The sequence below is a fragment of the Pseudomonas sp. BN606 genome (assembly GCF_029873115.1).
GTDB lineage: Bacteria > Pseudomonadota > Gammaproteobacteria > Pseudomonadales > Pseudomonadaceae > Metapseudomonas.
The window spans coordinates 137998-150220 of the sequence record NZ_SSOF01000077.1 but is presented as its reverse complement, the minus strand read 5'-3'; the positions used below and the strand labels follow the sequence as shown (position 1 = coordinate 150220).

General features: G+C 64.7%; 11 protein-coding genes. 6 read left to right on the top strand and 5 right to left on the bottom strand.

The genetic code is table 11. From position 1 onward, the window contains the following. Window positions 1–50: 50 nt before the first annotated feature. Window positions 51–1148 (bottom strand): ABC transporter substrate-binding protein, encoded by a 1098-nt coding sequence (locus E8E75_RS19655; protein WP_256660902.1) that lies wholly within the window; start codon window positions 1146–1148, stop codon window positions 51–53. A gap of 157 nt (window positions 1149–1305) precedes the next feature. Between E8E75_RS19655 and E8E75_RS19650 the strand changes: the two genes are divergently transcribed. Both E8E75_RS19650 and E8E75_RS19645 read left to right on the top strand, forming a co-directional pair. Beyond that, window positions 1306–3261 (top strand): FAD-dependent oxidoreductase, encoded by a 1956-nt coding sequence (locus E8E75_RS19650; protein WP_153918128.1) that lies wholly within the window; start codon window positions 1306–1308, stop codon window positions 3259–3261. 29 nt (window positions 3262–3290) lie between these two features. Beyond that, window positions 3291–3911 (top strand): cupin domain-containing protein, encoded by a 621-nt coding sequence (locus E8E75_RS19645; RefSeq protein ID WP_120655335.1) that lies wholly within the window; start codon window positions 3291–3293, stop codon window positions 3909–3911. An 86-nt stretch (window positions 3912–3997) separates the two neighbouring features. Here E8E75_RS19645 and waaA read toward each other — a convergent pair whose 3' ends face one another. Further along, entirely contained in the window at window positions 3998–5263 is a 1266-nt protein-coding gene (waaA, locus tag E8E75_RS19640) for a lipid IV(A) 3-deoxy-D-manno-octulosonic acid transferase (RefSeq protein WP_120654211.1), read from the bottom strand. 36 nt (window positions 5264–5299) lie between these two features. Continuing rightward, window positions 5300–6184: a LysR family transcriptional regulator gene (locus E8E75_RS19635; RefSeq protein WP_120655334.1), complete on the bottom strand. Its 885-nt coding sequence runs from the start codon at window positions 6182–6184 to the stop codon at window positions 5300–5302. Between the two features lie 91 nt (window positions 6185–6275). Here E8E75_RS19635 and E8E75_RS19630 point away from each other — a divergent pair, with 91 nt between their 5' ends. The 4 genes from E8E75_RS19630 to E8E75_RS19615 all read left to right on the top strand — a co-directional run bounded on the left by E8E75_RS19630 (window position 6276) and on the right by E8E75_RS19615 (window position 9620). Then, window positions 6276–6608, top strand: coding sequence for an SMR family transporter (locus tag E8E75_RS19630; RefSeq protein ID WP_120654210.1), 333 nt, complete (start codon window positions 6276–6278; stop codon window positions 6606–6608). A gap of 74 nt (window positions 6609–6682) precedes the next feature. Then, window positions 6683–7858 carry an FAD-dependent oxidoreductase gene (locus E8E75_RS19625; protein WP_120654209.1) on the top strand — a complete coding sequence of 392 codons (1176 nt, stop codon included), beginning with the start codon at window positions 6683–6685 and terminating at the stop codon, window positions 7856–7858. After that, window positions 7855–8667: an aldo/keto reductase gene (locus E8E75_RS19620; protein WP_120654208.1), complete on the top strand. Its 813-nt coding sequence runs from the start codon at window positions 7855–7857 to the stop codon at window positions 8665–8667. The genes E8E75_RS19625 and E8E75_RS19620 overlap by 4 nt, the downstream gene beginning before the upstream one ends. A gap of 47 nt (window positions 8668–8714) precedes the next feature. Then, window positions 8715–9620, top strand: a complete 906-nt coding sequence (locus E8E75_RS19615) for a metal ABC transporter ATPase (RefSeq protein ID WP_120654207.1) — start codon at window positions 8715–8717, stop codon at window positions 9618–9620. 54 nt (window positions 9621–9674) lie between these two features. Here E8E75_RS19615 and E8E75_RS19610 read toward each other — a convergent pair whose 3' ends face one another. Further along, entirely contained in the window at window positions 9675–10880 is a 1206-nt protein-coding gene (locus E8E75_RS19610; protein ID WP_120654206.1) for an acyl-CoA dehydrogenase family protein, read from the bottom strand. Between the two features lie 10 nt (window positions 10881–10890). Next, the gene (locus E8E75_RS19605) at window positions 10891–12165 is read right to left on the bottom strand and encodes an acyl-CoA dehydrogenase family protein (protein WP_153918130.1); all 1275 of its coding nucleotides are present in this window, start codon (window positions 12163–12165) and stop codon (window positions 10891–10893) included. Between the last annotated feature and the right edge of the window lie 58 nt (window positions 12166–12223).

Here is a 12223-nt window from a genome sequence, read left to right as displayed (position 1 = left end):
ATGCCCTGATCCAAACAGGCCGTCGGCCTGCTTGGCGAATGAACTCGCTCCTACTTTGCCGCCCAAGCATTGAAGCGCTGCTCAAGATCCTCGCCGTGGTCAGTCCAGAACTCCACATTCATGGGCAGGGCCTGCGCCATGTTCTGTGGCGCACTGGGTAGCCAGCCGGTCAGTGCCGGATCCAGGCGATCGAAGGTCTGCTGGTTGACCGGGCCGTAGGGAATCCGTTTGACATAGTCGGCCTGGTTGTCGGCCTTGTTGATGAAGGCGATCAGCTGGTGGGCGCGCTCGACGTGTTTCGAGCCCTTGATGATCGCCCAGTAATCCATGCCATAGAGGCTATCCGGCCACACCACCGCGAAATTGTTGCCGTCCTGGTGTGCCGCGGCGATACGCCCGCTGTAGACCGAGGTCATGGTCACGTCGCCGGCAGCCAGCCATTGCACGGGCTGCGCGCCCGCTTCCCACCACTGGATGTAAGGTTTGAGCTGGTCCAGCTTGGCAAATGCCCTTTCCACGCCTGCCGGTGTTCCCAGCACCTTGTAGACATCCTCGCGCTTGACGCCATCGGCCAGCAGCGCGAACTCCAGGTTGTACACGGCACGCTTGCGCAGCCCGCGCTTGCCCGGGAAGCGTTGCACATCCCAGAAATCCGCCCAGGACTTCGGCGCTTCGGCCAGTTTGCCGGCGTCATAGGCGAGCGCCACGCTCCAGACCATAGTGGCCGAACCGCATTCCTGGGCCGCATCGGCGATCAACTGGTCGGCGCCACCTATGCGCTGCCAGTCCAGGCGCTCGAACATGCCTTCCTCGCATCCACGCACCAGATCAGGCGCCTCGATCTCCACCAGGTCCCAATCGGCACTGCCGGTATCGGCCATGACCTTGATGCGGGCCATCTCGCCGTTGTACTCGCTCTCCGTCAGCGGCGCTCCGCTGGCCTTGGCGAACGGTTTGAAGAAAGCGTCGCTCAGGGCCTTCTGCCCTGCTCCGCCGTAGCCCACCACCACCATGCTGTCATCCGCCTGGGCGTTCCCCAGGCTGCAAGCGAGCGCCAATCCGGCCAGCAGGCGGGCCGCATGACTGGAACCAGGAACGGAACAGGGGTGCGATTCGTTGCCCAGGTGAGGGACGAAAGACTGCCACATGGTGCTTCTCCTCTTGTTGTTGTCGTGAAGCCTGCCCGGCTCGGGCCGATTCGAAGCTAAGTCAGAGCAAAGTAAAAAAACAAGTTGATTTTTTACTTAAGGTAAATTTTCATGACTCCACAAGAACAAGCAGGGCCGCCAGGCCTCAGGAGCCTCCATGTCCAGCGCCACCTTCCCGCACCTGTTCGAGCCCCTGGAAATCCGCGGCAAACGCCTGAAGAACCGGATCATGTCCAGTGGGCACGACACCTCGATGCCCGCCGACAACCTGGTCAACGACCAGCTTTTCGCCTACCACCGCGCTCGCGCCAAGGGCGGGGTCGGTCTGATCGTCCTGCAGGTGGCCGGAGTACATGACAGCGCGCGCTACACCTCCCATGTGCTTATGGCCACCGACGACGCCTGCATCGCAGGCTATCGGCGCCTGGCCGACGCCTGCCATGCGGAAGGCACGGTGGTGCTCTCCCAAATCTTCCATCCGGGCCGGGAAATCATGGAGTCCAGCGATGGCCTGCTGACAGTGGCTTGGTCCGCCTCGGCCTCGCCCAACGAGCGTTTCCGAGTGATGCCACGAGCCCTGGGCCAGTCGATGATCGATGAAATAGTCGCCGGCTACGGCGCCGCCGCCCGTCGACTGTGTGCAGCCGGCCTGGACGGCGTAGAGATTGTCGCCAGTCACGGCTACCTGCCCGCACAGTTTCTCAATCCACGAGTGAACCGCCGGGAGGACGGTTACAACGGCGATCTGGACGCCCGCCTGCGCTTCGTCCGCGAAGTGATACAAGCCGTGCGCGCCAACTGCCCGGACGACTTCATCGTCGGGATGCGCATCTCCGCCGACGAACGCGACCCGGAAGGCCTGACCGAAGACGAATCCCTTTCCGCCGCGCTCGCCCTGCAAGGACAACTCGACTACCTGCACCTGGTGGCGGGCACGTCCGCCTCCATCGGCGGCGCCATCCATATCGTGCCACCCATGGCCATCGAAGCTGCGTACCTGGCCTCCACCGCCTGGACCTTCAAGACACGCCTGGACATCCCGCTCTTCGTCACCGGGCGGATCAACCAGCCCCAGGAAGCCGAAACCATCCTCGCCCGCGGCCAGGCCGATGTCTGTGGCATGACCCGCGCACTGATCTGCGATCCGCAGATGCCGAACAAGGCGGCCAACGGCCGCAGTGACGATGTGCGTGCCTGCATTGCCTGCAACCAGGCCTGCATCGGCCACTTCCACCGTGGCTATCCCATCTCCTGCATCCAGCACCCGGAAACCGGTCGTGAACTGACCTACGGAACACCGAGCCCTGCCACTGTGCGCAAGCGCGTGATGGTCGTGGGCGGTGGGCCGGCAGGCATGAAGGCCGCCGCCGTGGCTGCCCAGCGTGGCCATGAGGTGGCCCTCTTCGAGGCTGGCAACCAACTCGGCGGACAGGTGCTGCTGGCTCAGTTGCTGCCTCGACGCGCGGAATTCGGTGGTGCGGCCACCAACCTGCAACGGGAGATGGAACTGGCCGGCGTGCAGGTGCAACGCAACGTCCGCGTCGACCGTGCCCTGGTGGAACGCGAGCGTCCTGACCTGGTGGTGCTCGCCACCGGGGCAAAGCCCTACTGGCCTCCCTTCGAGCGAGGCGGCGAGTTGCAGGTGGTAGATGCCTGGCAGGTGCTGCGCGAAGAGGTACAACTTGGCCGTTCAGTGCTGGTCACCGATTGGCGCGGCGACTGGGTCGCACCCGGCATCGCCGAACGCCTGGCACGCAATGGCCATCAGGTGCGCCTGGCGGTGAGCGGCACCCACTGCGGCGAGAGTCTGCCCCTTTACGTGCGCGATCAGATGGCCGGAGAGCTTCACAAGATGGGCATTCCAATCACCCCCTATGCGCGCCTCTACGGCTGCGACGACAACACCGTGTACATGACGCATTCCGCCTGTGGCGAGCCAATGCTGTTCGAGGATGTCGACACCCTCGTGCTCTGCCAGGGCCACCAGCCGGTGGACGACCTGGGCAATGAGCTGGAAGGACTGGTGGAGTTTCACCGAATCGGCGACTGCCTGGCGCCACGCACGGCGGAAGAGGCTATTTACGAGGGGCTGAAGTTGGCTTGGAGCATCTGAGTGTCGCCGGTGATCGCGGCTGCAATACAATGCCGCGATTCTGTCCCATGGAGGGAACCATGAGCCCCAGCCTGCCATCGCCGAACGCCAACGCCGAGAGCCAGTTCCTCGGCACGCGCATCCGCGCGCTGCGCAAACGTCGGGGCCTGACCCTCAGTGAGCTGGCCGAACAGAGCAAGCTCACGGCCGGCTACATCAGCCAGTTGGAACGCAACCTGGCCTATCCCTCGATTCCAGCGCTGTTCAATATCGCTCGCAGCCTGGGCGTCACGATCCAATGGTTCTTCGCCAGCGAAGCGCCCACCTCAGAAGCCGATCGCGGGTACGTCGTGCGGCGCAACGCCCGAACCAGCCTTCACTACGAAGACGGCATCACCGACGAGCTGCTCAGCCCGCAGCCCCTGCGCCAATTGGAAATGCTCCATTCGCGCTTCCCGCCCGGCTCCTACAGCGAAGAGAGTTACAGCCACGAGGGTGAAGAAGCCGGCTATGTGCTCAGCGGCGAATTCGAGCTTTGGGTCGGCGAGCGGCACTTCCGTCTGCAGGAAGGCGACAGCTTCAGCTTCTCCAGCCAGGAACCGCACCGCTATGGCAATCCCGGCGAGAAGGATGCGCTGATCCTTTGGGTCATCACCCCGCCGACATTCTGAATAGCACCGCCAGTCAGGGGCTTTTCCTGTAGGGGCGAATTCATTCGCCAAGCAGGCCGAAGGTCTGCCCTTCAAGCCCTACGGGATCACAGCAGCCGCGCAATCCCACCCAACAGCCGCTCCAGCGCGCCCTGGTTGGCCTTGAGCACACCCAGTCCCGCTTCGCGCATGGCCCCGGCACGACTGGAATCGGCCCAGAGCCCCTCCACCTGCGCCGCCAACTGTTCGGCGTCAGCCACTTCGGCCAGTGCCCCGGCATCACGCAACTGCGCGGCGATTTCGAGGAAGTTGAACAGATGCGGGCCGCTGAGCACCGGCTTGCCTAAGGCTGCCGGCTCCAGCAGGTTGTGACCGCCATTGGGCACGAGGCTGCCACCAACGAAGGCGATATCGGCCAACGCATAAAGGAACAGCAACTCGCCCATGGTGTCGCCGACCAGCACGGCGTCTGTTGCGGCAACGGGTGCGCCGGTGGATCTGCGCACGCTTGCCAGCCCTTCGCGACGACTCAGCTCGAACACCGAACCGAAGCGCTCCGGATGGCGCGGTACCAGGATCAGCAGCGCGTCTGGCCGTTGCTTCAAGAGGGCCTTGTGAGCGGCCAGGACGATTTCGTCTTCCCCGGCATGGGTGCTCGCGGCAATCCAGACTGGCCGCGACTCGGCGCCCCACTGGCGGCGCAGTTCCGCGGCGCGCTGGAGCAGCGCCGGGTCGATGCGAAGGTCGAACTTGATCGAGCCGGTCACGCCCACACAATCGGGGCGCGCACCCAGAGTGCGGAAGCGCTCGGCTTCAGCCTCGGTCTGCACGGCAATCCAGCTCAACTCGGCCAACATGGGCGCTGTCAGTTTGGCGAATCGCGCATAGCCACGAGCCGAACGCTCAGACAGCCGCGCATTGGCCAGCACCACCGGGATGCCGCGACGGGCGCACTGGTGAATATGGTTCGGCCAGAGTTCGGTCTCCATGATCACCGCCAGCTTCGGCCGCACCTTGTCAAGGAAACGGGCAGCCGCCCAGGGCAAGTCATAAGGCAGGTAACAATGCTGCACTTTGTCGCCGAACAGCGCGCGAATGCGCTCGGAGCCGGTGGGCGTCATGCAGGTGATAGTGACGGGCAGGTCCGGGTGGCGCTCCAGCAGGGCGCGGACCATGGGGGCGGCGGCAATGCTCTCGCCCACCGACACGGCATGGACCCAGATGCCGCCTGGCTTGACCACAGGCAGACCGAAAGCGAAGCGTTCGCCGATGCGCCGCGCATAAGCCGGCGCACGCCAGGCGCGCCAGGCCAGGCGCACGGCTACCAGAGGCAGACCGAGATGGAACAGCAGGGTATAGAGGGTGCGATTCATGGGCGCGGAGCTTAGCGTGACTCGCCGACGATCGCACTAACCCATGGCTTGCAGGTGTTCCGCCAGGCTATCGGCCAGCCAGAGCGCCGCCGGCCCCAGTGCCTCGTCGCGACGGCAAACCAGCTCCACCACCAACGATGGCGGCGTCCAGTCACTGCGCAGCTCCACCAGTTGTCCCTGGTAGGCCGGATACTGGGCCACATGGCGCGGCAACCAGGCCCAGCCCAGCCCACGCATCAACAGTTCAGCCATCACGTAGAAGCTGTCAGCACGCCAGACCTGCGGGCCAATCTGCTCGCCGCCAGGATAGTGGCTGTCCTGCGGCGACATGAGGATCTGTCGGTGCCGCGCCAGTTCGCTGCGCTCGGCATAATTCCTGTTGGCCAGGGGGTGGCCGGCGCCGCAGACCGTGACCATCTCGATGGTGCCGAGCCGCTGGCGCTCCAGCGCATCGGGCATTTGCTCGTGGTGGAACAGCAGGCCGAGGTCGGCACGTCGCTCCAGCAGCTTGCGCGCCACTTCGCCTTGCGCACTGGCAGCCAGCTGCACCTCCAGCAGAGGGAACGCCGTGCCCAGCGCCTCCAGGCTGGCCAGGACAGGTTGATAGGGCATCGCCTCGTCCTGGGCCAATCGCAGGCGGGCTTCCTCACCCTTGGCCAACCCCTGCGCCTTGCCTTCCAGTCGCTGGCATTGGCGCAGCACTTCGCGTGCCTCCTCCAGCAAGGCAACGCCCGCCGCCGTCAAACGTGGCTGGCGGCCGCTGCTGCGTTCGAATAGCTGCACACCAAGATCATCCTCCAGCGCGGCGATACCGCTACTGACGGCAGACTGGGCGCGCCGCAGCTTTCGCGCTACGGCAGAAAAGGACTGGCCTTCGGCAACCCCGACGAACAGGCGGATCTGCTCAAGATTCCATTGCATGACCATCAACCTATCTTCCAACCAGATGGGTAATGACTTTATCCCATCATCCGGAAGTCTAGAATCCGCCCATCGCACAGGAGGTCCGACCATGACCGGCTACATCTATCTCGCTATCGCCATTGCCGCCGAAGTGATCGCCACTACCTCTATGAAGGCCATCGATGGCTTCAACAAACCACTGCCCCTGATCCTGGTGATCGGCGGCTATGCCATCGCCTTCTGGATGCTGACCCTGGTGGTGCGCAGTATTCCCGTGGGCATCGCCTACGCCATCTGGGCCGGTCTCGGCATCGTGCTGGTGAGCGTCGCCGCGCTGGTGCTCTATCAGCAGAAACTGGACACCCCAGCCGTGCTGGGCATGGGCCTGATCGTATCCGGCGTGGTGGTGATCCAGCTGTTCTCCAACAGCACGGGGCACTGAATCGCCTCTTCCCGCAGCTTCACGAACAGGGGCGCTATACTGCGCCCCTGTTTTTTTCGAGGCGCCTGCGACCCATGGCCGAATCCCTTTCCACTGATGTGCTAATCCTCGGCGGCGGCATCGCCGGCCTCTGGCTCAACGCCCGTCTGCGCCAGCAGGGCTTCGCCACGCTACTGGTAGAAAAGGCCAGCCTTGGCGGCGAACAGAGCGTCAAGTCCCAGGGAATCATCCACGGTGGCGCCAAGTACGCCCTGCACGGTGCTCTGACCGGTGCCTCCGAAGCCATCGCCGACATGCCCCGCCGCTGGCGCGAGGCCCTGGCCGGTAACGGCGAACTGGATCTGCGCAGCGTGCGTCTGCTCTCCGATGCCCACTACCTCTGGTCCCCCGGCACCCTGGCAGGCAACCTGACCAGCTTCTTCGCCAGCAAGGCGGTACGCGGCCGGGTCGATCAGGTGAAGGGCAGCGAACTCCCTCCTGCGTTGCAGCACCCCAAATTCAAGGGCAAAGTCTATCGCCTGGCCGAACTGGTGCTGGACGTGCCGAGCCTGATCAATCGCCTCGCGGAACTGGCCGGCGATGGCCTCCTGGCCGCCCGTGAGGTCGAGCCCCTGCTCGAAGACGGCCAACTCACCGGCCTGCGCCTCGATGGCCGTGAAGTCCGCGCGCAACGCATCGTGCTCAGCGCCGGCGCCGGCAATCAGGCGCTGCTCGAAACCCTGGGCCAGAGCCAGCCGGCCATGCAGCGCCGACCGCTGCACATGGTGATGGTCAAGGCCCCCAGCCTGAAGCCGCTCTATGCCCATTGCCTGGGTGGCGGACCGAAGCCGCGCATCACCGTCACCAGCCACCCGGCCGCCGACGGCCAATGGGTCTGGTACCTCGGCGGCGACCTCGCCGAGGCCGAAGGTGTTGCCCGCAACGAAGCCGAACAGATTGCCGCCGCCGAACAGGAACTGCGCCAGCTGCTGCCCTGGATCGACCTGTCCGCCGCCCAGTGGGCAACTCTGCGGGTGGATCGCGCCGAGCCGGCCCAGAGCGGCCTGGTACGTCCGGACAACGCGTTCCTCAGCGAACAGGGCCACCTGCTGGTGGGCTGGCCGACCAAACTGGCCCTGGCGCCCGACTTCGCCGACCGCGTACTGGCCGCCTTCGAGCGCGACGGCCTGCGCCCGGCCGCCAATCCAGCGCTGCCGGCCCTGCCCCGCCCACCTGTGGCGCAACCCGTTTGGGAGGAATTGCTGGGATGAGCAGCCTGCACAACCTCCATCGTCCCCTGGGCAGCACCGGCCTGATGGTTTCCCCCCTGGGGCTGGGCACCGTGAAGCTGGGCCGCGACCAGGGCGTGAAGTACCCCAACGGCTTCACCATCCCCGACGATGCCGAAGCTCGCCAGCTTCTGGCGCTGGCCCGCGACCTGGGCATCAACCTGATCGACACTGCCCCGGCCTACGGCCGCAGCGAGGAACGCCTCGGCCCACTGCTGCGCGGGCAGCGTCAGGATTGGGTGATCGTCAGCAAGGTAGGTGAAGAGTTCGAGGCTGGCGTTTCCCGTTTCGACTTCAGCCCCGAACACACGCGTTTTTCCGTCGAGCGCAGCCTGAAGCGCCTGGAAACTGACTTCATCGATCTGGTGCTGGTGCACTCGGACGGCAATGACGTGGCCATCCTGCGCGACAGCGGTGTGTACGAAACCCTCGCCGAGCTCAAGCAGGCCGGCAAGATCCGCGCCTTCGGCCTGTCCGGCAAGACTGTGGACGGCGGGCTCCTCGCCCTGGAGCGAGGCGATTGCGCCATGGTCACCTACAACCTGAACGAGCAGGGCGAGAAGCCGGTACTGGACTTCGCCCTGCAACAGAACAAGGGCATCCTGATCAAGAAGGGCCTCGCCAGCGGCCATGCCTGCCTCGACGCCGGGGTGGACCCAGTACGTGCCAGCTTCGAACTGATCTTCGGTCATTCCGGGGTGACCGGCGCGATAATCGGGACCATCAATCCGCTGCATCTGTCCCATAATGTCGCGACGGCCGCTGCCGTTATCGGAGCCCATCGCCACTAAACGAGCCCTGCCAAGCCACTAGCCGACCCCTGCCAGAAGGAGCCGACATGCCGCGAATCCTCGCACGCAAGGACCCCAGCGCGTTCAAGACCCTACCGCTGCATGTCGAAGCCAGCGCTGACGCCCTCAGCTATCAGAGTCTTGGCCGGCCATTGAACTTCACCCAGATGCTCGAGCGTCGTCGTCCGGTGAAGGTGAATGACAACCAGCGCTTCGCGGTGGAGCTGGCGAACCTTGGCGTTTCGGTGCGGCTCACCCTGAACCTGCAGGGCCGCGATTACTGGCTGCTGGTGCGTCAGCGCCGGCAGGATCGCGGCGACACCGTGCTGAAGCTGATTTCCGGGTATGTACCGGCCCATGAGCTGAACCTGCCGCTCCTCACCGCCATCCAGGAAGTGGCCGAGGAATGCCTGATCGAAACCCCGGAGGGATGGCTGGGGGGACGTTTCGCCGATACCTGGCTGCCAACGCCCTACCAGCGTGAACTGCGCTACCGCGATGCCAATCACTTCCGCCTCAGCCCACTTTCCGGCGCCGCCCGTCCGGTACGCAACGGCAAGCTGATCCTGCTGGAGCGGCCCGAAGCCTACGTGCACCTGCCAACGGCCTCGCTGCAGCTGGTCTACGACCTGCGCCTGGACCTGCCACGGGACAGCCACCAGATCAGCCTCTTCCATGTGGACGAAGTGCTGCAAGGTAGTCAACTGGTGGCGAGCCTCGAGCGGCGCCGGCCCGACATCTACTTGCTACCGCTGCACCAGGGTCTGCCGACCGGTGACTTGCTGACTCTGCGCAACGGTGAGTTCAAAGCCGCCAGTACCCGTGGCATCTGGTTGTCGGAGAGCTTTGCCGAACAGGATGGCTGGCTGGTGCACGAGGAGCGCGTGCGCTGGCGCGACTGGCTGGCGCGGGTCGGGACGGCCCGACCGCTGGGAAAGAAGATCGCCTGCTGACCACCGGGGCGCTCAAGGCACCCCGTCCACACTAGGCTCGCCCGCTTCGCGCCATCACTTCAGTTCGCTGGAGGTTTTGCCCAATAGCCGTCGGGCGACGATCAGCAACTGGATCTGCTGGGTGCCTTCGAAGATATCGAGGATCTTCGAATCCCTCGCCCATTTCTCCAGCAACTCGTCCTCGCCATACCCCAGGGCTCCGACCAGCTCCACGCACTTGAGCGTGACCTCATTGGCCACTCGCCCGGCCTTGGCCTTGGCGATGGAGGCCTCCTTGGAGTTCGGCAGCCGGTTGTCCGCCATCCAGGCAGCTTTCAGGGCCAGCAACCGCGCCGCCTCCCACTCGGCCTCCAGGCGATAGAGCGTGGCTTCTGCATGGCTGGCGGCGAGTAGCGGTTTTGTATAGTCGAACCGGCAACCGGCCTTGGCCAGCAACTCACGGGTTCGATCGAGCGCGGCCTTGGCAACGCCCACTGCCATTCCAGCCACCAGCGGACGTGTGTTATCGAAGGTCGCCATCACCCCAGCGAAGCCTTTCTGGACATCAATCTCGGCATTGCCGAGGAGATTGGCCGCGGGAACACGGCAGTCGTCGAAGCTGATGGAGGCAGTGTCGGAAGCCTTGATGCCGAGCTTTTTCTCCAGGCGCGTCACCTTCATACCGGGCGTGCCCTTCTCCACCACGAAGGACTTGATCGCCGCACGTCCCAGGTTGCGGTCCAGCGTGGCCCATACCACCACCGCATCGGCGCGCCCGCCGGAGGTGACGAAGATTTTCTCGCCGTTCAGCACGTAGTGGTCGCCGTCCTTTACCGCGGTGGTGCGAATGGCGGCCGAGTCCGAGCCGCAACCAGGCTCGGTAATGGCCATGGCCGCCCAGGCTCCCCGGAAGCGCTTAAGCTGTTCCTCATTGGCGACCGCAGCGATGGCGGCGTTTCCCAGCCCTTGGCGCGGCATGGCCAGAAGCAGGCCGACATCGCCCCAGCACAGCTCCATCACCCCCAGAAGCGCGGAGAAGTTGCCACTATTGCGCACCCCCTCCTGCGTTCCTGCGCCACGTTTGCTGGCAGAGCCTGCCCCGATGGCTTCCGGCGAACCGGCGTTCATGCCATCGAGCATTGCCGCCAGCAGATCCAGCTCGCGAGGATAGGCATGCTCAGCCTTGTCGTACTTGCGTGACAACGGGCGAAAGTACTGTGCCGCTACCTGATGGGCCTGAAGGCTCAGGCCACGGAATTTCTTCGGGATTTCCAGGTTCATGCTGCCTTCCTCACAAATGCAGGCCGCCGCTCATCACGGCGATGGCGCGCAGGTCGCGGTACCAGCGCTCGGCCGGGTGTTCCTGGGTGAAACCATGGCCACCGAGCAATTGCACGGCATCGGTGCCGATCTTCATGGCCTTTTCGGCGCATAGCAGGCGCGCCAGGTAGGATTCGCGCTGGAATGCTTCTACCCGATCGGCACGGGCGCAAGCGCGCCAGACCATCAGGCGCATGGCGTCCAGTTCGACGGCAATGTCCGCGACCATGAACGCCACGCCCTGGCGATGGCTAATGGGTTCACCGAAGGCCATCCGTTCGTTGCAATAGCCGATCACGTAGTCCAGCGCAGCCTGGGCAGTTCCCAGGGCAAGGGCACACCAGGCCAAGTGGCCAAGGTCGAGAAACGCCTGGTAGTCGAAGTCGACGGCAGCCAGACGACGCTCAAGCGGGACTTGCACGCCCTTCAAGCGAACGCGGGCAGTGCCGCAGCTCCTCAGACCCATTGCAGGTTCCGGCCGCAACTCCAGCCCCTTGCTGCCGGCATCAATTAGGAACAGCGCGGTCCCGTTGTCGGTGTTGGCGGCGACGATGATGCGACTGGCGTCCAGCCCGTCGAGCACCAGGCATTTCTCACCGTTCAGCAGGTAATGATCTCTCTTGCGCTGGGCGCGGGTGGACAGCTTGTGGGGGTCGAACAGGACCGTCGGTTCGTTTACGGCGATGGCCATGCGCGGCACAGACCGCCCATCGAGGAAAGCGGGTAACCAGGCCGCCTGCTGCTCAGGTGAAGCCCAGCGACGGATGCAATTGGCGGCTGACAGCGGTACCAGCAGAGCGGCCGCCAGGCTCAAGTCGCCCTTGGACAGCGCCTCAGCCATCAATGCATTGGTAAGGATGGCGCCCTCGCCTGCCATACCGCCCAGCTCCTCACCGACACCGTAATGCACCAACCCGAGCGCATGGGCCTGATTGAGTAGTCCGGCCGGCACCGCACCCCGGGCGTCCGCTTCGTGGGCCGCCGGACGCAGGGTTTCCTGGGCAAAGGCCTCCAGCATCTCCACCAGCATCCGCTGTTCGTCGGAGAGGGAGAGATCGAACAGCTCACCCGCGCGGACCGAGTGCGACTGCTGGCGGGATCGCCGGGCAGCGAGATTGAAGCCGGCACGGGCACCACCGTAGAGGAGCTTCTCCAGGGTCTTGCGCAGCTTGAGGCGGTCAGGCCAATGGGACTGGGCTACGCGATTGAGCAAAGCCAGCGCGCGGCCCTGTGCGTTGGGGAACATCGGCATCGCACTCCATGCAGGATGAGGATGCCGGGATGATGTTCGGCATCGACCCGGA